Below are 18,651 nucleotides of genomic sequence, written 5' to 3'. Positions count from 1 at the left end.
AGCACAGAAGGAGAGGGCTCAGAACAGCGAGCGCACGCTCTGCATAGTGTTCAGATTGTGGTTGAAGCACTTATCGTAATACTGCTGAATTTCCGCCATGCGCAGGCGATTGCGATGAATACGACGCAGCGCCAGCAAGCCGTTGATCACCGCGCTGGCAATCAGCACCAGCATCAACAGCGTGGTACCCAAATAGCGCCATTGCGTCATGGCATCCGGCTCGTTATGCAGCGCGATATGGCGTGTGCCGTTGGCATCGGTGGTGATACTGGTGATGATGCCGCTGGCGGCGAATGGCGTATGCAGCAGCATGCCGGACATGCGTTGCAGTTCGCGCCATTGCGAAGGCGCATCAAGATCGAACAGCGGTACCGACGGCTGCGGCTGCATCACCATCTGACGACCTTCATCACTGACAATCAGGAAGCCACCCGGCGGTGGACTATTAAGGTTTTCAGCCGCACGGCGCGTTTCACGCGCGAAGAAGCTGGAGGTGGCGGTGTTCACCAGATTTTCCAGCGCTTCGGCACTCACCGGACGCAGCAGGACGTTCATGCCATTCAGCTTGCCAGAATCCGCACGGTGAATCAGTGAATCCCAATCTTTGGCGTTGCCGAGATTCACCAGCGCATTTTTCAGGCGTACGCAATCCTGCTGCTGGCTGCACAGATCCTGGGTTTTCAGCACCAAATCCGAGAAGTCATCCAGCAGAATCATGCCCGATTTCTGAATCGCCGAGGCGAGCTGCGGATTGAGTTTGGGATCGGTATTGGTTTCCGGATGCAGCTGGCGCGTGGTGGTATCGAGCAGCGCCGAGGCTTTATCAATGATCTCCGATTGCGGCTGAGGCAGCGGCGCGGCGTTATTCCAGTAAATCGCCGAGCAGTCGAACGGCATGTAGGCGTAGCTACGATTGCTTTGATAATTGCCCGGTACCGAACACATGCCGGTGCCGCCCACTTTCAAAATGTCGCCGATGTGCAGCGGCAGCGCATTCAGCTTATCCACGCTATTCACTTCAATGCTCTCGGTGCCTTTCACCCACGCAAGGCTGAGTTTGATCGGCATGCTGAGAGGAATCCAGGTGAATAGCATGACCAGCACCAGCAGCGAGCCGCACGCCAGCACCAGATTTTTACGCCAGCGCTGCACCGGGAAGTTACGCACTTCGTCCTGGAGCGACAGGAAGCGACCCTGACGCACTACCTGACGATTGAGGTACATATCGACGTCGGTGGTTTGGCCTAAATCGTGCGCTACATACGGCTGCCAGTGCGCGGGATAGATTAAATCAATAATGCCCAGCGAGATGTTGCTCTGCTCCTGATTGGATTCACCAAACAGGCCCCAGCGCTTGGGCGCACCGCGCAGGCAATGCACATCGCGCAAACCTTTGGCGCCAGGGAAGCGATAGAGGAACCACAGGCTAACGGCGATCATCAGGCAGCCGAGCAGCGCAATCCAGCCCATCAGGCTGCCGGGCAGCACCAGACTCAGGAAGAACAGCAGGAAAGCGAAACAGATGGCGACCGCTTCACGCGTGCCGTCGGCGCGAGAAAGCTGATACTCTTCTGAGGTCTCTTTGCGTACCTGCAGCAGCTCAACATTCTCGCTCTCTTCTTTACGAATCGACGCGTTAGTGGACATCGGACGCACCAGTGGCGGCAGCGCCGGTTGTTCTACCGCGTAATTCACCAGCGAATGTCCGTTAAGCGAAATCACCAGCGGCAGCGTTTGCGTGCGGATCAGCTCTACGTGGTTCTCTTCGGCTATGTACTGTTCCCAAAGCGGCGGAAGATGAACTTCGACTTCATCGAGATAGTAGCGCCACTTCTGCGGATCGTCGGTGGAGAGGCCATAGCGGGTGATGGAGCGGGTGACAGGATAAACATTGTTGCTTTGCGCGGTGAGCGTCAGCGCTTGAGGTTCGCGCGGCTTCTTTGCGGATCGCGCGCTGCTGTGTTGCTGCTGTTTCACTAGTAGCGCGATGTACTTTTCAACGGCAGCGCGTTCTTCGTCGGTGAGCTTGCGATTAGGCGGACTGATAAACGGCAGTGGTTTCGCCAACGGCGGACGATGCCGCATAGCGAACCAATAGCCGATACCTGCTAATAAGGAACAGGCGAGCATGACAGCCAGAATGACAATATAAGTGCTCATGCTTTGCTCAATCCAGCCAAAAAACTGCCTTCACGTTAACGAATTACTCCCGGTGAATCCATCAATACAAGTCAATTTTGGCGAGCAGATGTCATTCTGACAAGGGAAAAGTCAGATAAAATAACGCGCAAAATCATTTAATTATAGTTTGTTAGATCATTCCTTAACGGGATGTTAACCAGACATGACTCAACTAAATATCGGTATTTTCTGAATTTAACCCCGCGCCGTTGACTTATTGTGAATTTTTAACTGCATAGATAACAAGAAGTTGTTAGCAGCCATAAGTGAATGTGTGTCACCATAGTTTACTTACGCTGCGTGTCGCACAATAGTTCTGGCTTCGGTATGCTGGCGTCATCACGTTTCACAGGGTTGTGCTAAGTTTGAGGCTGATATGAAAACCCCAATGAAAAAACCTGACATCCTCAATGTGGCAGCGGTGGCCCGCTCCCGCCTGTTCACCATCGAAGCGGTCGATCTCGTTTTCAGCAATGGCGCGCGCCGCGTTTATGAGCGGATGAAACCTTCCGACCGTGAAGCGGTGATGATTGTGCCGATTATTGGCGATGACGTGATCCTGATCCAGGAGTACGCCGTCGGTCTGGAAAGCTATGAACTGGGTTTTCCTAAAGGGCTAATCGATCCTGGCGAAAGCGCCTTTGAAGCCGCCGATCGTGAACTGAAAGAAGAAGCAGGATTTGGTGCCACCAAACTGGAAGCGCTGGGCAAGCTGACCATGGCGCCCTCATATTTCTCCAGCAAGATGAACATCGTGGTGGCGGAAGGTTTGTACGAAGAGAAGCTGGAAGGTGATGAGCCGGAGCCGCTAATTGTCCATCGCTGGCCGCTGAATAATCTGCTGGCGCTGCTGGATGAACCCGACTTCCGCGAAGCGCGTAACGTCAGCGCGCTGTTTATGGTGCGTGAGTGGCTGGTGAAGCAGGGCCGTTTAAGCTACTAAATTGCATCATCATTAAAAAAAGAAAGCCGGCGCATTTGCCGGCTTTTTTGATCAGAACAGTTCGTGGCTTTCGCCGTTGTCCATGAGGGTGGTGCCGACATCATGCACCGAATACTCGGTCGGCTGGGTGCCGTTGATGAAGTACTCCTGACGCGAGTTACCGCCGTTAGCCAACTTGCCGGTGCCGCGATCGATGTTAACGGTAACCACGCCATCTGGCGGTGTTAGCGGCTGTACCGGCACGCCTTCCAGCGCGGATTTCATATAGTCATCCCACGCTGGCTGTGCACTCTTCGCGCCGCCTTCGTAACCGGAGATTTGATCCGGTATCGCGCCTGACATGGTGGAGCGACCCAACGCGCGTGAATCATCGAAACCAATCCACACCGACGTTACCACGCCCGGACCATAACCAGAGAACCACGCATCTTTCGAGCTGTTGGTGGTACCGGTTTTGCCGCCGATATCGTTACGCTTCAGGTCACGACCGGCACGCCAGCCCGTTCCCATCCAGCCCGGCTCGCCGAAGATGTTGGTGTTCAGCGCGCTCTTGATCAGGAATGACAGCGGCGTGTTGATCACGTGCGGAGCATACTGCTGCTCGCCACCCGGCTGTGCAGGCACTTGCTCCAGCTCCGGTTGCGGCACGGTTTGGTTCTGCGATTGATCGGAGGTCGCGACATTCTCGACGCTCTCTTCATTCAACGCGACCGACTTTTTGGTATCGCCATAGATCACCGGCAGGTTGCACTGCGGACAGGCAATCTTCGGTTTCTCTTCGAAGATCACGCCGCCTTGTTCATTCTCAATCTTCGCGATGAAGTACGGATCAATCAGGAAGCCGCCGTTCGCCATCACCGCGTAGCCGCGTACCACCTGCATTGGGGTAAAGGACGCCGCGCCTAAGGCTAACGATTCGGTATGCACGATGTTCTGCGCCGGGAAGCCGAAACGCTGCAGATATTCCGCCGCGTAATCAACGCCCATCGCACGCATCGCACGTACCATCACCACGTTTTTCGACTCGCCTAACCCCTGACGCAAACGGATTGGACCTGCATACGTTGGCGGTGAGTTCTTCGGACGCCAGTCAGCACCCGCACCGGCATCCCAGCGCGAAATCGGCACGTCGTTGAGAATCGATGCCAGCGTTAAACCGCGATCCATCGCTGCGGTATACAGGAAGGGTTTGATGTTGGAACCCACCTGACGCAGCGCCTGGGTTGCGCGGTTGAACATGCTCTGGTTGAAGTCGAAACCGCCGACCAGCGCGCGAACCGCACCATCTTCTGGATTGAGTGATACCAGCGCCGAGTTCACCGCCGGAACCTGGCCGAGCCACCAGTCGTCATTCACTTTACGCACCCAAATCTGCTGGCCGGTCTGCAGCACCTGCGTCACGCTGCGCGGCGTTGGGCCTTGCAGCGTGTCAGATTTGTAAGCGCGTGCCCAGCGTACGCCGGCCATATTCAGCGTAACGCTGCTGCCATCTTTCAGCATCGCCGTGGCGTGATCGGCGCTGGCGCTGGTGATCACCGCAGCATTCAGCGGTCCGTAAGTTGGCAGATTTTTCAGCGCATTCTGGATGCGGGTTTGATCCCAGCTCGCTTCGCCCACTTTCCACAGCACATTGGTTGGACCGCGATAGCCGTGGCGCATGTCATACGCCATCACATTGTTACGCACCGCCTGCTGCGCGGCTTCCTGCAGATGGCGGGTGACGGTGGTGTAAACCTTGTAACCATCTTCATAGGCTTTATCGCCATAACGCTTCACCATCTCCTGGCGCACCATTTCACTTAAGTAAGGTGCAGAGAAGGCGATTTCCGGGCCGTGATAGCTGGCCGTCAGCGGCGAGTTACGCGCTTCGTTATATTGCTGCTGCGTGATGTAGTTTTGATCCAGCATACGCGCCAGCACCACATTACGACGCGCCAGCGCACGCGTATGAGAATAGAGCGGGTTGAACGTCGAAGGTGCTTTTGGCAACCCAGCAATCATCGCCATTTCACTCAGCGACAGTTGATCAATAGGTTTACCAAAGTAGACCTGCGCCGCCGCGCCCACGCCGTACGCGCGATAGCCGAGATAAATCTTGTTGAGATAGAGCTCAAGGATTTCATCTTTGCTCAGCAGCTGTTCGATACGGATCGCGAGGAACGCTTCCTTGATCTTACGCATCAAGGTGCGTTCCGGGCTGAGGAAGAAGTTACGCGCCAGCTGTTGAGTAATGGTACTGGCGCCCTGCGAGGCGTGACCGGACATCAGCGCAATGCTGGCTGCACGGAAAATCCCCACCGGATCGACACCGTGATGCTCGTAGAAACGGCTATCTTCGGTGGCAATAAACGCTTTGATTAACTCAGGCGGCATCTGTTGTAGGGTCAGCGGGACACGGCGCTTCTCGCCGTACTGGGCGATCAGATCGCCATCCGCGCTGTAAACCTGCATAGGCGTTTGCAGGCGCACATCTTTCAATGTGTTCACATCAGGCAGCTGCGGCTCTATGTATTTGTACAAACCATAAACCGTGCCGGCTCCCAGCAAAATGCAACACACTGCAAGGATCAATAAATACTTTACGAACTTCACCTGAGAATTCCCATCTGTTGTCGTTTGAGCAGTTTATAAGCAACCGCGCGGTAGTATAAAGACAAGCCTGACGCATTCATATACCTGTCAGGCTTGAAGTTGCCGGGGTATCAGCACTCTGACCTTTTAATGATAAGGAGATCGCGCGTATGGCTTTTCAGCGCTGGCAAATTGGACTGGATATCCAAAACGGACAACTGTGTGCCCTTGGCATCGAACGCCGACGTCATGGTTGGCAGTTGCGACACTGGTGGCAACAAACGCTGCCGCAAGATACGTTAAGAAACGGCGTGCTGCAAACCACGCCTGCGTTACTGGATATGTTAGGGCGCTGGCAGCGCCATCTGCCGAAGCGCTATTCACTGCGCGTTGGCCTGCCGCCGCAGTTGGTATTGCAACGCACTTTGCCGCTGCCGGAAACCTCGCTGCGTGAACCCGCGCTGGGGCGCTATGTGGCGGCTTCTGCGCAGCGTCTGTTTCACGTCGAACCCGCTTCGCTGTCGCTGGATTATCGCTCACCGGGCAAGGATGCACCGCTTTACGTTACCGCGGCACGGCGCGAGGTGATTACGCAATGGCTGACGCCGCTCAAGCAGGCAGGTCTGCGACCGGACGTATTCGAACTGAGTAGCCTGGCGCTGACGCAGATCGCCATGCGCCTGCCGTTACGCCACAACCACTTATTGATTCATCCGCTTAGCGATCATTGGCTATGGACGCTGGTGGGGGAAAGCACTACATCAGGCGCGGCCACCGAACCTCTCACCCTCGCACAGCTGCGCGAAACCTTCCCGCAGATGGAAAGCGTATTCTGCACCTCAACTCAGGTTTTGCCTGAGGAGCAGGTTAAACGCTGCAAGCCGTTTTCGCTGCTGCACTATTTGCAACCGCCGTTGCCTGCAAAGGAAGGTATTTTTGCCATCGCGCTTGGGCTGGCGCTGCGCCCGGAGGATATCTGATGCTGGCGGTCAACCTGCTTCCCTGGCGCCTCCAGCAATCGCAGCGGCGGCGCCAGCAGAGTCTCTCGCTGCTGTCGCTCACGCTGGCCTGCACCTTGCTGATCCTCTCATTGCTGTGGTGGCGCGGCGTCATTGCACGGCAGCAACAAACGGACGCGCTGATGGATATCACTTCTCTCCTCAGCTTACTGCAGCAACAGCTGGAACAGCAGCAATCGCTGTTGAAGCTGCGTGAATCACTTCTTCAGGCGCAGCAGGCACAGCTGCAACGGCAAGATCAGCATCAGCGCTGGCAGCATTTTTGGCAGCAACTGCCGGAGTTAATGCCAGACACCTTGTGGCTCAATCGCCTCGAACGTCGGCAAGGGCAACTGGTGTTGGAAGGGCGGGCGCAGAGCATGGCGGCTGTCAGTGATTTTCGTCATCAGCTCATGACTCAGCCGCTGTTCAGCAGCGTAAAGCAGGGCGGTGTGAAGCGCGAAGCGGGCGGCGACTATCGTTTTGCTTTGCATGCGCGCGTGCAGGAGGTAGCCGATGAATGAACTCCTGCAGCGCTGGCTGATGCTCACGCTGCCGCTGCGCATGCTGGGACTTTTGACGTTATCGCTGGGGCTGTTTGCGCTGACGTGGATCGTGCTGCTTCGTCCGCAGCAGCAGATGCGTGAAGCGCAAGCGCGGCAGCTGGAACAGATGCGTCAACAGCAGCAACAGCGGTTGCAACAGCTGGCTTCACTTCCGGCTATTGATGTGTTGCAGAGCGAGATTAGCCTGCTGCAGCAACCCACGAAGGATACCGGCACTCAGCAAACGCTGGAGCGAATCGTGGCAGCGCGCGGCAATCAGCTGGAAGCCTGGCATCCGGATAGCCAGCCGCAGCAGCTGCAATTAAGGCTTGCCTGGCCGCAATTTCTGCCGCTGTTTAGTGAACTAGCCAGCACCCGATTACCGGTGCCACAACGCTTTCAGCTGCAAGCCGAGCAAGGCGTATTGAACACGCAACTGTGGCTGGAGAGTGACGATGCGGAGTAGCGCCTTGCTGTTGTTACTCTGCAGCTCGCTGGCACTGGCGCGCGATCCTTTCCAGCCGCTGGCAGCAACGCTGTGTCAGACGCAGGTTGCTGCGCCAGAAGGCTGGCGCTTGCAGGGCATTATTGGCACGGCGCCGCACTACGTGGCGTGGCTGGTGTCACCTCAAGGCAAAAGCCATCGGGTGGATAATCAAGCGCCTTTTCCCCAGCCGCCCTGGCAAGTCGTGCAGCTTACGTCGCGCATGCTGGTATTGAGTGCAGCACAAAGCTGCACGCCACAGCAAATCACATGGGTAATAAAAGGAGGTTTTTATGAAATGGATGACGTTACTGATGCTGCTGTGTCTGAGCATGCCGCTGCGCGCTAACGACGACCGATTAAGTCTGACGTTTGATGATGCGCCGGTTGAACGCATTTTGCAGGCGCTGGCAGATTATCAGCAGACCAACCTGCTGATTGCGCCGGGCGTTGAAGGTCGGCTGTCGCTGCGCTTAGACAATGTCGGCTGGGATCGCGCGCTCGCGCTGGTGACGGAGCTGGCAAAACTCACCGTGGTGCAGGAAGAGGGCGTTTTGCTGGTCTATCCGGAAAGCTGGCAGCAGCAGCAGGCGCAACAGGAAAAGGTGGAGCGTGAGGAGGAGAAGCAGCAAACGCCGCTGGAACAACAAACCGTGACGCTGCATTACGCCAGCGCCAGCGATATTTACCGCAGCCTGCAAGCCGAACGTTCGTTGATGACGCCGCGCGGTAGCGTCACGGTCGATAGCCGCACCAACAGTTTGCTGCTACGCGATACGGCTGAGGCATTGCGTGACACCGAGCGCTGGTTAAAAGCGCTGGATTTGCCGCTCGAGCAGGTTGAGCTCGCGGCACACATCGTCACCATCAATGAAGAGCATCTGCGCGAGTTAGGTGTTAACTGGGGCACGTCACCGGCAGAAGTGGTAACGCAGGCGTTGCGCAACCCGCTGCTCGAGATTCCTCTTGCGGTGAGTAATCCGGCGTTTCGCGCGGGCGTGACGCTGGGCCAGGTCAGCGGCGAACTGCTCAACCTGGAACTGAGTGCGCTGGAGCAGGAGAACCAAATCGAAATCATCGCCAGTCCGCGCTTGTTTACCTCGCATCAGCAAACCGCCAGCATCAAACAGGGCACGGAAATCCCTTATGAGGTGAAATCGGGCAACAGCGGTGCCACCGCCATTGAATTTAAGGAAGCGGTTTTAGGCATGGAAGTGACGCCGGTGGTGCTGGGAAATGGCCGCATCCAGCTCAAACTGCGGCTGAGCCAGAACTTGCCAGGGCGCAGTGTAAACATTGGCGACAACCAGGTGCTGAGTATTGATAAGCAGGAGATCGAGACTCAGGTGACGCTGCGCGATGGCGAAACCTTAGCGCTGGGCGGCATTTTCCAGCAGCAGCGTACGCAGAGCGAAAAACGCGTGCCCTGGCTGGGCGATATGCCTTTATTAGGGAATTTGTTCCGTCAGCAAACTGATGAGCAGAAGAAAAAGGAGCTGGTGATCTTTATTACTCCCAGACTGGTCAGGGAAGCAGCGCTTACTGCCGGATAAAGCGGAAAATTCGTTCTGTGAGGCCAACTGCGTTGACGCAGGGCTGGAATTAGCTTACAAGGTTTAGCGATTTTCAAAACGGTGTAACGGAACGCGGCAGAATAACCTTCCGAATGACGTTAGTCACAAGCGATACTGACGTCAAAAGAAATATCGCCAAAATAATTCGAGCTCCAGTAAGACGTTAAATGAGTGAATGCACTGTGCTTACATCGGTAAGCGATGACAGTGGATGACCCCGGCCAGCGTGCCTGTAGCACGAAATATAGCGGATCAGCGGAGGTGCGTTACCGTCTCGCGAACCACAGACCGGTCCTGTTAAGAGGTCGCCGGGGGCAATTTATTCGGTTGCCAAACGGCCATGAGTGTTGAGATAATTTTCCGTCTGACTCTTGTTAACGCTCATGAGGTCTCAGTTCCTGTCCCGCCAGCTATGCTGAACGCGGGGTATCATCAACGAATTCTTAGTAATACCGATAAAATGGCAGAGAAACGCAATATCTTTCTGGTTGGGCCGATGGGTGCCGGCAAAAGCACTATTGGTCGTCAGTTGGCTCAGCAACTCAATATGGAATTTTTCGATTCCGATCAGGAAATTGAGCGACGCACCGGAGCGGATGTAGGCTGGGTATTTGATGTGGAAGGCGAAGAAGGCTTCCGCGATCGTGAAGAAAAGATCATTAATGAGCTGACCGAGAAGCAAGGCATTGTCCTCGCGACCGGTGGCGGCTCAGTCAAATCCCGCGAGACCCGTAATCGTCTCTCCGCCCGCGGTGTGGTCGTATACCTTGAAACCACCATCGAAAAGCAACTTGCACGAACCCAGCGTGATAAAAAGCGTCCGCTGTTGCAGGTTGAATCACCGCCGCGCGAAGTACTGGAAGCGCTAGCTGGTGAACGTAATCCGCTTTATGAAGAGATCGCTGATGTCACTATTCGCACTGACGATCAGAGTGCAAAAGTGGTGGCCAATCAGATCATCAACATGCTGGAAAAGAACTAATCCAGCGCCCTGAGGGCTCAGCAATAGGTATCGGTCATCATGGAGAAGATCACTGTCTCACTCGGGGATCGCAGTTACCCCATCACCATCGCTGCCGGACTGTTTAACGATCCGGCTTCTTTTTGGCCGCTCAAAGCAGGCGACAATGCCATGCTGGTGACAAACCAGACCCTGGCGCCGATCTATCTTGAACCCCTGTCAGCGCTGCTCAGCAATGCCGGCATTAAGGTAGATCAGGTCATTTTGCCTGATGGTGAGCAGTACAAAACCCTGGCGGTCATGGACGAGGTGTTCACCGCGCTGCTGAAAAAGCCGCACGGTCGTGATACCACGTTGATTGCACTCGGTGGTGGCGTGATTGGTGACTTAACCGGATTTGCTGCAGCCAGCTATCAGCGTGGCGTGCGCTTTATTCAGGTGCCGACCACGTTGTTGTCTCAGGTTGACTCCTCCGTCGGTGGAAAAACCGCGGTAAACCATCCACTCGGCAAAAACATGATTGGGGCGTTTTATCAGCCCGCGTCTGTCGTAGTGGATACCCATTGCCTGACCACTCTGCCACCGCGCGAACTAGCGTCCGGTCTGGCGGAAGTGATCAAATACGGCATTATCCTTGATGGCGAATTCTTCCAGTGGCTAGAGCAAAATCTTGATGCTCTGCTGGCGCTGGATGAAAAAGCCCTGGCTTACTGCATCCGTCGCTGCTGCGAGCTAAAAGCAGAAGTGGTTGCGGCTGATGAGCGCGAAACCGGCGTACGTGCACTGCTCAATCTGGGCCATACTTTTGGTCATGCGATTGAAGCGCACATGGGCTACGGCAACTGGCTGCACGGCGAAGCGGTGTCGGCTGGCATGGTGATGGCCGCACGTACCGCTGAACGTTTAGGGCAGTTCACCTCGGTTGAAACCGATCGCATTATCGCACTGCTGCTGCGTGCTGGTTTGCCTGTACATGGCCCGGCGAGCATGGCGGCGGAAGATTATTTGCCACACATGATGCGCGATAAGAAAGTGCTGGCGGGCGAGCTGCGTCTGGTGCTGCCTCTCGCTATTGGCCGCTCTGAAGTGCGTGGCGGTGTGGCTCATGATATGGTGCTGGCAGCAATCAACGATTGCCAGAAACCCTGATTATTAGAAGTGATGAGTGGTGATGCGGCGTGTGGGAAGCGCGTCGTTTTACGGAGGAGGCTAAATGGATGAGTTCAAACCGGAAGACGAGTTAAAACCTGACGCCAGTGACCGCCGTCCGACGCGGCCACGCAAATCGTCTTCTGCGCCGAAAGTGAAAGTACCGGTTTCCCGTCAACATATGATGATGGGCATTGGTATTTTGGTTCTGCTGTTGGTGGTGCTGGGGATTGGTTCAGCATTAACCGGCCCAGACGAGAAGAAACCTGCAACCAATACCGCAAATAATGGCGCGGCACCTTCTGCCGGTGGCAGCGAAAAGAACATCGACCTTTCGGGATCGACGTCCATGAGCGGCCAGCAAAACGCCACGCCTTCTGCTGAAGGCAGCGTAGCGCAAAACACCGCGGGCACAACTGCACCAGCGGGCAGCGATGGTCAATCCATCTCGATGCCATCAGTCTCCTCGACGCCGACGCAAGCTGCGCCTGTGGATACGCCAGCTAATCAACAACGTGTCACGCTGCCGGGCGATCTCAATAGTGCGCTGAACAATCAGCAAGGTTCTGTCGATGCCGCAGCACAAGGCGCGCAGGGTAATAGCTCGCTGCCAACCGCGCCAGCCACAGTCAGCGGCAACGGTAAAGCGATCACGCCGCCAGCCATGCGTTCAGAAACCCCCGCGCGCACCAGCAACAACGGTACACGCGAGACGCACGCGTCGACGCCGCATAAAACACCGACCGCCACTAAACCAGCAGCTGTGAAAGAGAACAACACCCGCACCACCGCGACGCGTAATCCCGCGCCTGCCAGTGCGAGCGGTGCCAGCAAATCGTTGCCGTCGGGCGGGAACTACACGCTGCAGTTGAGCGGTGCGTCGAAAGAAGAGAGCCTGAACGCCTGGGCGAGAAAACAGAACCTGAGTGGTTATCACGTGTATAAAACCACGCGTAACGGCGAACCTTGGTATGTGTTGGTGAGCGGCGCTTACGCCACGCCAGCCGATGCGAAACGCGCCGTGGCATCGCTGCCAGCGGAAGTGCGTGCGGCCAATCCGTGGGTAAAACCGCTTAGCCAGGTGAAGAAAGAAAGCCAGTAATGAGATGTGGGGCCGCAAAAATGCGGCCCCGTTTAAAGCGCAGAGCTGCTGTCGGTTCCACCACAGCCAATAATTAAGATGTAATAACCACGACAGCATGAAAAAAAATCGCGCTTTCCTGAAATGGGCCGGAGGGAAATACCCGCTCCTCGATGACATCCGTCGTCATTTGCCACAAGGTGATTGTCTAATCGAACCCTTTGTCGGCGCCGGTTCCGTGTTCCTCAACACCGACTATGACCGCTATCACCTGGCGGACATCAACGGTGATCTCATCAATCTGTATAACATCGTCAAAACGCGTACCGCGGCTTTCATTGAAGACGCGCGACAGCTTTTCAACGCCGAAGGCAACACTGCAGAAACCTACTACGCGCAGCGCATCGCCTTTAATGCGAGCAAAGATGAATATCAGCGCGCGGTGCTGTTTCTGTATCTCAATCGCCACGGTTATAACGGTCTGTGCCGCTACAATTTGCGCGGTGAGTTTAACGTGCCTTTTGGCCGGTATCGCAAGCCGTACTTCCCGGAAGCGGAGCTGCTCTGGTTTGCCGAACGGGCGCAAAAAGCGACCTTTGTCTGTGAATCGTACGATGTTACTCTGAACAACGCCGTTGAAGGCTCAGTGGTTTATTGCGATCCGCCGTATGCCCCGCTTTCGGCGACAGCGAATTTTACCGCTTACCACACCAACAGTTTTAGTCTGCGCGAGCAGCAGCATCTGGCTGAGTTAGCCAATAAGCTTTCGCAGCAAAATCGCATCCCGGTACTGATTTCAAACCACGATACGGTACTCACGCGTGAGTGGTATCAGAATGCGGATTTACACATAGTCAAAGCCCGGCGTTCCATCAGCCGAAGCATAAGTGGTCGCACGCAAGTCGACGAACTGCTAGCGCTTTTCCGCTAGCCTGTTTCGTCCGCGACCAAGGCATTACGCCAGCTCAGGCTGGCGCACAAAATTGGGAGAATCGGATGAAACAATTTTTACTGGCCCCATCAATTCTGGCTGCTGACTTCGCGCGTTTGGGTGAAGACACGGCCAAAGCGCTGGCGGCAGGTGGTGATGTGGTCCATTTCGATGTGATGGATAACCACTACGTTCCCAATCTGACGATGGGGCCGATGGTGCTTAAAGCGCTGCGCGATTACGGCATCACTGCACCTATTGATGTGCATCTGATGGTTAAACCTGTGGATGCATTGATCCCGGAATTCGCTAAAGCGGGCGCCACCTTCATCACTTTCCACCCGGAAGCCAGCGAGCATGTTGATCGCACGCTGCAGCTGATCAAAGAGCATGGTTGCAAAGCGGGTCTGGTGTTCAACCCTGCGACGCCGCTCCACTACCTCGATTATGTAATGGATAAGCTGGACATCATTCTGCTGATGTCGGTGAACCCAGGCTTTGGCGGTCAATCCTTCATTCCCGGTACGCTCGACAAACTGCGTCAGGCGCGTCGCCTGATTGATGAGAGTGGCTACAACATTCGTCTGGAAGTGGATGGGGGCGTGAAAATCGATAACATCGGCCAGATTGCTGCCGCCGGTGCCGATATGTTTGTTGCCGGTTCCGCGATCTTCGGTCATCCGGATTACAAAAAAGTGATCGATGAGATGCGTGGCGAACTGGAGAAAGTTAATGGCTCATTTCACTGATATCCGCGCGCTGGCGTTTGACCTCGACGGTACGCTGGTCGATAGCGCGCCGGGCCTGGCACAAGCCATCGATCATGCGCTGAGCGATCTGCAGCTGCCGCCGCCGGGTTTGGCATTGGCTTCTACCTGGATTGGTAACGGCGCTGACGTGATGATGACCCGCGCGCTGACCTGGGCGCTGGGACGCGAGCCGCATGCCGAAGAGCAACGCGATGCGCGTGCGCTGTTTGACAAGTATTACGCGCAAACGGTAGAAGCGGGCAGTACGCTGTTCCCGCAGGTAGTAGAGACGCTGGCGGCCTTGCAGGCGAAAGGCCTGCCATTGGCGATCGTCACCAACAAGCCAACGCCATTTGTGGCGCCGCTGCTGAAGTCGCTCGGGATTGCTGAGTACTTCACGCAGATTATCGGCGGTGACGACGTAATTGTGAAAAAGCCCCATCCAGCGGCCATTTTCCTCGTCCTTGGCCATTTTGGCGTGCTTCCGGGACAATTACTGTTTGTCGGCGATTCTCGCAATGATATTCTCGCGGCCCAGGCGGCAGGCGTACCGAACATCGGTATGACATTCGGCTACAACTACGGCGAGCCGATTGCTACCAGCCAACCCGATTTAACTCTCGACTCTTTTGACGAACTTTTGCCCGCTATCGGGCTGTGATTATCAGGACATAACATGAGCAAACCCATCGTTTTCAGCGGCGCCCAGCCTTCCGGTGAACTGACCATTGGCAACTATATGGGTGCGCTGCGTCAGTGGGTGCAGATGCAGGATGATTTTCACTGCATTTACTGCATCGTCGATCTGCACGCCATCACCGTACGTCAGGATCCAACCGCGCTGCGTAAAGCCACGCTGGATACCTTAGCGCTCTATCTTGCCTGCGGCATCGACCCGGCGAAGAGCACCATCTTTGTACAGTCGCACGTGCCAGAGCATGCGCAGCTGAGCTGGGTGCTGAACTGCTACGCCTATTTTGGCGAGCTGAGCCGCATGACGCAGTTCAAAGATAAATCCGCGCGCTACTCGGAAAACATCACCGCAGGCCTGTTTGATTATCCGGTGCTGATGGCGGCCGATATCCTGCTGTATCAAACCAATCAGGTGCCGGTTGGCGAAGATCAGAAGCAGCACCTGGAGCTGAGCCGCGATATCGCCCAGCGTTTCAATGCGCTGTACGGCGATGTGTTCAAAGTGCCTGAACCGTTCATTCCGAAATCGGGTGCACGCGTGATGTCGCTGCTTGAGCCGACCAAAAAAATGTCCAAGTCAGACGACAACCGTAACAACGTGATTGGTCTGCTGGAAGACACCAAAGCGGTGGTGAAGAAGATCAAACGTGCGGTAACCGACTCCGCCGAGCCGCCAGTGGTGCGCTACGACGTCAAAGAGAAAGCCGGTGTATCAAACCTGCTGGATATTCTTGCGGGCGTGACCGGTAAAACCATTGCGCAGCTGGAGCAAGAGTTCGAAGGAAAAATGTACGGCCATCTGAAAGGTGAAGTGGCTGAAGCGGTTTCCGGTATGTTGACCGAGCTGCAGGAGCGCTATCATCGTTTCCGTAACGATGAAGAGTTGCTGAATCAGGTGATGCGCGATGGCGCAGCAAAAGCCCGCGCTCATGCGCAGGAAACGCTGAAGAAAGTGTATGAAGCGGTAGGTTTTGTCGCACAGCCGTAAGCGGTTTGCGGAATAGAACAGAACGGCGGGTCATTTGACCCGCCGTTTTTTATTTGATGCGATGTAACGCCAGTTCCGCGCCATCCCAGAACAGGCGGGCGTTACCGTCAGCCAGCACGCTGATCACCGCGCCCGGCGCAGGTCCCCACGCCTGGTTGCCACAACTCACATTGAAACCGTAACGGAAGGTGAAATCACGATCCTGGCCCGCGCCATTGGCGGCGCTCAGGCGCGGTTTAGCGTTGCAGTTATCGACGGAAGGATTGATGCTGCGCTCAGCAGTACCGCGCGTCCAGGTGATCGCATTCGGCTTAAATGCCACGCGCGCGCCCATAAACTGTGGATCATTCTTGATATACAGCTGACCGACTTCCTTCTTAGGCGTTACCGCCACCACCTGCCATTCACCCACCACGTTCGACCAGGTAACCGGTGCGGCGGTAGCAACCGCGCTTAACGGCAATAACAACGCGCAAACCCGTGAAGCAACGCGCATGGAAACTCCTTATTGACGAGAAAGATGGCCCATAGCCTGGCGACAAAGCGCAGCGCTGTACAGTTTTTTGCCGTTTCAGAACCAGCGTAACTGAGAACGCAGTTCCACCACGCGCCCAACGATAATCAGAGCCGGACTGGCAAACTGCTGCGCCAGCGTAGCCAGTTCCGCCAGCGTTGCGGTCTTAACGCGCTGCTGCGGCGTGGTGCCGTTCTGCACGATCGCCACCGGCATCGCAGCATCCATGCCGTGTTGCAACAGCTGCTGCTGAATTTCCGGCGCCTGCGCCAGCCCCATATAGAACACCAGCGTTTGCTGTTCAGCCGCCAGCTTGCGCCACTCGATTTCGCCATGCTGCTGCAAATGGCCGGTGACGAAACGTACGCTCTGCGCGTGGTCGCGATGCGTCAGCGGAATACCGCTGTAAGCAGAACAGCCCGAGGCGGCGGTGATGCCCGGCACCACGCTAAACGGGATGTTGTGCTGCGCCAGCAGTTCCAGCTCTTCACCGCCGCGGCCGAAGATAAAGGGATCGCCACCTTTTAGTCGCACCACCCGCTTGCCGCTCTGCGCCTGCTCAAGTAAAACCTGGTTGATCTGCGATTGCGGTACGCAGTGATTGCCGGCTTGTTTGCCGACAAAGATGCGCTCCGCATCGCGGCGGACCAGATTAAGAATCGGCGCCGAGACCAGGCGGTCATACACCACCACATCGGCCTGCTGGATGTGCTGCAAACCTTTCAACGTCAGCAGCCCCGCATCGCCCGGCCCGGCGCCTACCAGCACCACTTCGCCTTGCTGCGACAGCGGCGCATCGAACAAGGTCTCGACAATGTGCTCGGCGCGTGGTCGATCACCATTCGCCAGGGTTTGCGCCAGACGATCGCTCACGAAGAAGCGCTCCCAGAAAGCGCGCCGCTGCGCCATGCTGTTAAAGCTACGCTTCACACGATTGCGCAACGATCCGGCTAAGGACGCTAATTCACCCAGATGTTGTGGCAGCATCGCTTCAAGTTTTTCACGCAGCAAACGCGCCAGCACCGGCGCGCGACCGCCAGATGACACGGCGATCATCAGCGGCGAACGGTCGACAATCGACGGCATAATCGCGCTGGCTTCCTGCGGCGCATCCACCAGATTGCAAAAGATGCGCCGCCGCTCAGCCGCATCGCCAACCTGCTGATTCACCGCATCATCATCGGTGGCGGCAATCACCAGCCAACAACCCGCGAGCCAGCGCTCGTCAAACGCGCCGGGGAGTAAGGTCAACTTTCCCTGTTGTGCCCACTGCTGAAAAGCGGGAGAGAAATCCAGCGCGCCAACCTGCAAATTGGCACCGGCGTCCAACAGCAAACGCGCTTTGCGTTCTGCCACATCGCCACCGCCCACCAGCAAACAGCGCTTGCCTTGCAGGCGGCAAAACAGCGGAAAGTAGTCCATAGCTCATCCTGAAAAAAGCCCGCGCAAGGCGGGCTGAAAAAGTGTTATGCGGTTTTGAGCGGCGCGGCTTGCGCTTCGGCCTGCGGGCGCTGCGCCTGCGGTGTGGCGTACCAGTAACCGAGGCCCATCAGCACCATGCCGGAGAACATATTGCCCAGCGTCACCCACAGCAGGTTGTGGCCGATGCCGCTTAGCGTGAAGTCGGCATTATGCTGACCAAACCACGACAGCGCAAAGACCGTCATGTTGGCAATCGAGTGTTCGTAGCCGGAAGCGATGAACGCCAGCAAACACCACCAGATGGCGATGAACTTCGCCGTGCCTTCGGTACGCACCGCCATCCAAATCGCCAGGCAGACCAGCCAGTTACAGAGCGCGCCTTTAAAGAACAGCGCCATGGCTGGCTGCGTGGTTTTTGCCAGCGCCGCGCTGTGCAGCAGCGATCCGGCATTTGGCAGCAGCGGACCCGCCGCATAGTAATAAATCAGCGCGACGAATACTGAACCGACAAGATTACCCAGCCAGGTTTGCGGCAGCACGCACCACATCTGGCCTTGCTTGATGCTGCCGGCTTTGACGCCGATGGTCAGGAACATGGTGTGGCCGGTGAACAACTCGGAACCAGCGATGATCACCAGCGTTAAAGCGATACCGAAAGTCGCGCCCATCAGCAGCGGACGATAAGCCGGATCGACCAGATTGCCGAGCGTGAAGATCAGGATAATCGCCAGGCCAACGTAAGCGCCCGCCATCGCCGAGCTGATCCAGAAGGCCTGCGGGCTGTGCTGCGCCGTACGCACAATGCGCGCCGCGTTGGCGGCGCATTTATTCAGGGTGTCAGTAAACATAGTGACGTCTCATAAAGTA

The 18,651-nt window shown here is 56.2% G+C and carries 18 protein-coding genes; 13 read left to right on the top strand and 5 right to left on the bottom strand.

Annotated elements, in window-relative coordinates; all coding sequences use genetic code 11:
- Positions 1-18: 18 nt before the first annotated feature.
- The gene (locus ACVLVH_RS20705) at positions 19-2,160 is read right to left on the bottom strand and encodes an intracellular growth attenuator family protein (RefSeq protein WP_192414830.1); all 2,142 of its coding nucleotides are present in this window, start codon (positions 2,158-2,160) and stop codon (positions 19-21) included.
- 397 nt (positions 2,161-2,557) lie between these two features.
- On the opposite strand from ACVLVH_RS20705, the gene nudE reads away from it, so the two are divergent.
- Positions 2,558-3,124 (top strand): ADP compounds hydrolase NudE, encoded by a 567-nt coding sequence (gene nudE / locus ACVLVH_RS20700; protein WP_192414833.1) that lies wholly within the window; start codon positions 2,558-2,560, stop codon positions 3,122-3,124.
- A gap of 51 nt (positions 3,125-3,175) precedes the next feature.
- On the opposite strand, the gene mrcA is transcribed toward nudE, so the two are convergent.
- A complete protein-coding gene (mrcA, locus tag ACVLVH_RS20695; RefSeq protein WP_101762673.1) occupies positions 3,176-5,716 on the bottom strand; it encodes a peptidoglycan glycosyltransferase/peptidoglycan DD-transpeptidase MrcA in 2,541 nt (846 codons plus the stop codon).
- Between the two features lie 149 nt (positions 5,717-5,865).
- Between mrcA and pilM the strand changes: the two genes are divergently transcribed.
- From pilM to trpS, 12 genes are all read left to right on the top strand, one after another.
- Positions 5,866-6,675 (top strand): pilus assembly protein PilM, encoded by an 810-nt coding sequence (gene pilM, locus ACVLVH_RS20690; RefSeq protein ID WP_192414835.1) that lies wholly within the window; start codon positions 5,866-5,868, stop codon positions 6,673-6,675.
- Positions 6,675-7,217: a PilN domain-containing protein gene (locus ACVLVH_RS20685; protein WP_192414838.1), complete on the top strand. Its 543-nt coding sequence runs from the start codon at positions 6,675-6,677 to the stop codon at positions 7,215-7,217. Before pilM ends, ACVLVH_RS20685 begins: the two co-directional genes overlap by 1 nt.
- Positions 7,210-7,704: a HofO family protein gene (locus ACVLVH_RS20680; protein WP_101762670.1), complete on the top strand. Its 495-nt coding sequence runs from the start codon at positions 7,210-7,212 to the stop codon at positions 7,702-7,704. The genes ACVLVH_RS20685 and ACVLVH_RS20680 overlap by 8 nt, the downstream gene beginning before the upstream one ends.
- Positions 7,694-8,071, top strand: a complete 378-nt coding sequence (locus ACVLVH_RS20675) for a HofP DNA utilization family protein (RefSeq protein ID WP_192414840.1) — start codon at positions 7,694-7,696, stop codon at positions 8,069-8,071. The genes ACVLVH_RS20680 and ACVLVH_RS20675 overlap by 11 nt, the downstream gene beginning before the upstream one ends.
- Positions 8,016-9,275, top strand: a complete 1,260-nt coding sequence (gene hofQ, locus ACVLVH_RS20670; RefSeq protein ID WP_192414842.1) for a DNA uptake porin HofQ — start codon at positions 8,016-8,018, stop codon at positions 9,273-9,275. The genes ACVLVH_RS20675 and hofQ overlap by 56 nt, the downstream gene beginning before the upstream one ends.
- Positions 9,276-9,756: 481 nt before the next feature.
- Positions 9,757-10,278 carry a shikimate kinase AroK gene (gene aroK, locus ACVLVH_RS20665; RefSeq protein ID WP_008107887.1) on the top strand — a complete coding sequence of 174 codons (522 nt, stop codon included), beginning with the start codon at positions 9,757-9,759 and terminating at the stop codon, positions 10,276-10,278.
- Between the two features lie 39 nt (positions 10,279-10,317).
- Positions 10,318-11,406, top strand: coding sequence for a 3-dehydroquinate synthase (aroB, locus tag ACVLVH_RS20660; protein ID WP_192236981.1), 1,089 nt, complete (start codon positions 10,318-10,320; stop codon positions 11,404-11,406).
- A 64-nt stretch (positions 11,407-11,470) separates the two neighbouring features.
- Positions 11,471-12,508 (top strand): SPOR domain-containing protein, encoded by a 1,038-nt coding sequence (locus ACVLVH_RS20655; protein ID WP_192236982.1) that lies wholly within the window; start codon positions 11,471-11,473, stop codon positions 12,506-12,508.
- Between the two features lie 97 nt (positions 12,509-12,605).
- Positions 12,606-13,418, top strand: a complete 813-nt coding sequence (gene dam / locus ACVLVH_RS20650; RefSeq protein WP_101762665.1) for an adenine-specific DNA-methyltransferase — start codon at positions 12,606-12,608, stop codon at positions 13,416-13,418.
- A 65-nt stretch (positions 13,419-13,483) separates the two neighbouring features.
- Positions 13,484-14,167, top strand: a complete 684-nt coding sequence (gene rpe, locus ACVLVH_RS20645) for a ribulose-phosphate 3-epimerase (protein WP_101762664.1) — start codon at positions 13,484-13,486, stop codon at positions 14,165-14,167.
- On the top strand, positions 14,151-14,828 hold the full coding sequence (locus ACVLVH_RS20640) for a phosphoglycolate phosphatase (protein ID WP_101762663.1): 678 nt from the start codon (positions 14,151-14,153) through the stop codon (positions 14,826-14,828). The genes rpe and ACVLVH_RS20640 overlap by 17 nt, the downstream gene beginning before the upstream one ends.
- A 15-nt stretch (positions 14,829-14,843) precedes the next feature.
- Entirely contained in the window at positions 14,844-15,848 is a 1,005-nt protein-coding gene (gene trpS / locus ACVLVH_RS20635; protein WP_101762662.1) for a tryptophan--tRNA ligase, read from the top strand.
- Positions 15,849-15,897: 49 nt separating this feature from the next.
- On the opposite strand, the gene ACVLVH_RS20630 is transcribed toward trpS, so the two are convergent.
- The 3 genes from ACVLVH_RS20630 to nirC form a co-directional block, all read right to left on the bottom strand.
- Positions 15,898-16,344 (bottom strand): hypothetical protein, encoded by a 447-nt coding sequence (locus ACVLVH_RS20630; RefSeq protein ID WP_217549920.1) that lies wholly within the window; start codon positions 16,342-16,344, stop codon positions 15,898-15,900.
- A gap of 75 nt (positions 16,345-16,419) precedes the next feature.
- A complete protein-coding gene (gene cysG / locus ACVLVH_RS20625) occupies positions 16,420-17,784 on the bottom strand; it encodes a siroheme synthase CysG (protein ID WP_498950004.1) in 1,365 nt (454 codons plus the stop codon).
- Between the two features lie 44 nt (positions 17,785-17,828).
- Entirely contained in the window at positions 17,829-18,632 is an 804-nt protein-coding gene (nirC, locus tag ACVLVH_RS20620; protein ID WP_101762659.1) for a nitrite transporter NirC, read from the bottom strand.
- Between the last annotated feature and the right edge of the window lie 19 nt (positions 18,633-18,651).

It is taken from the genome of Kluyvera sp. 1366 (genome assembly GCF_054823405.1).
Note: the sequence above shows the minus strand (reverse complement) of the source record. Positions and strands in the feature narration are given on the sequence as shown.

Bases quoted from the DNA above. Each gene is read 5' to 3' on its own strand.
- ACVLVH_RS20685 (WP_192414838.1), top strand. From the start codon at position 6,675: ATGCTGGCGGTCAACCTGCTTCCCTGGCGCCTCCAGCAATCGCAGCGG.
- trpS (WP_101762662.1), top strand. From the start codon at position 14,844: ATGAGCAAACCCATCGTTTTCAGCGGCGCCCAGCCTTCCGGTGAACTG.
- nudE (WP_192414833.1), top strand. From the start codon at position 2,558: ATGAAAACCCCAATGAAAAAACCTGACATCCTCAATGTGGCAGCGGTG.
- pilM (WP_192414835.1), top strand. From the start codon at position 5,866: ATGGCTTTTCAGCGCTGGCAAATTGGACTGGATATCCAAAACGGACAA.
- rpe (WP_101762664.1), top strand. From the start codon at position 13,484: ATGAAACAATTTTTACTGGCCCCATCAATTCTGGCTGCTGACTTCGCG.
- nirC (WP_101762659.1), bottom strand. From the start codon at position 18,632: ATGTTTACTGACACCCTGAATAAATGCGCCGCCAACGCGGCGCGCATT.
- ACVLVH_RS20630 (WP_217549920.1), bottom strand. From the start codon at position 16,344: ATGCGCGTTGCTTCACGGGTTTGCGCGTTGTTATTGCCGTTAAGCGCG.
- ACVLVH_RS20655 (WP_192236982.1), top strand. From the start codon at position 11,471: ATGGATGAGTTCAAACCGGAAGACGAGTTAAAACCTGACGCCAGTGAC.
- ACVLVH_RS20675 (WP_192414840.1), top strand. From the start codon at position 7,694: ATGCGGAGTAGCGCCTTGCTGTTGTTACTCTGCAGCTCGCTGGCACTG.
- aroK (WP_008107887.1), top strand. From the start codon at position 9,757: ATGGCAGAGAAACGCAATATCTTTCTGGTTGGGCCGATGGGTGCCGGC.
- ACVLVH_RS20680 (WP_101762670.1), top strand. From the start codon at position 7,210: ATGAATGAACTCCTGCAGCGCTGGCTGATGCTCACGCTGCCGCTGCGC.
- ACVLVH_RS20705 (WP_192414830.1), bottom strand. From the start codon at position 2,160: ATGAGCACTTATATTGTCATTCTGGCTGTCATGCTCGCCTGTTCCTTA.
- ACVLVH_RS20640 (WP_101762663.1), top strand. From the start codon at position 14,151: ATGGCTCATTTCACTGATATCCGCGCGCTGGCGTTTGACCTCGACGGT.
- dam (WP_101762665.1), top strand. From the start codon at position 12,606: ATGAAAAAAAATCGCGCTTTCCTGAAATGGGCCGGAGGGAAATACCCG.
- aroB (WP_192236981.1), top strand. From the start codon at position 10,318: ATGGAGAAGATCACTGTCTCACTCGGGGATCGCAGTTACCCCATCACC.
- cysG (WP_498950004.1), bottom strand. From the start codon at position 17,784: ATGGACTACTTTCCGCTGTTTTGCCGCCTGCAAGGCAAGCGCTGTTTG.
- hofQ (WP_192414842.1), top strand. From the start codon at position 8,016: ATGAAATGGATGACGTTACTGATGCTGCTGTGTCTGAGCATGCCGCTG.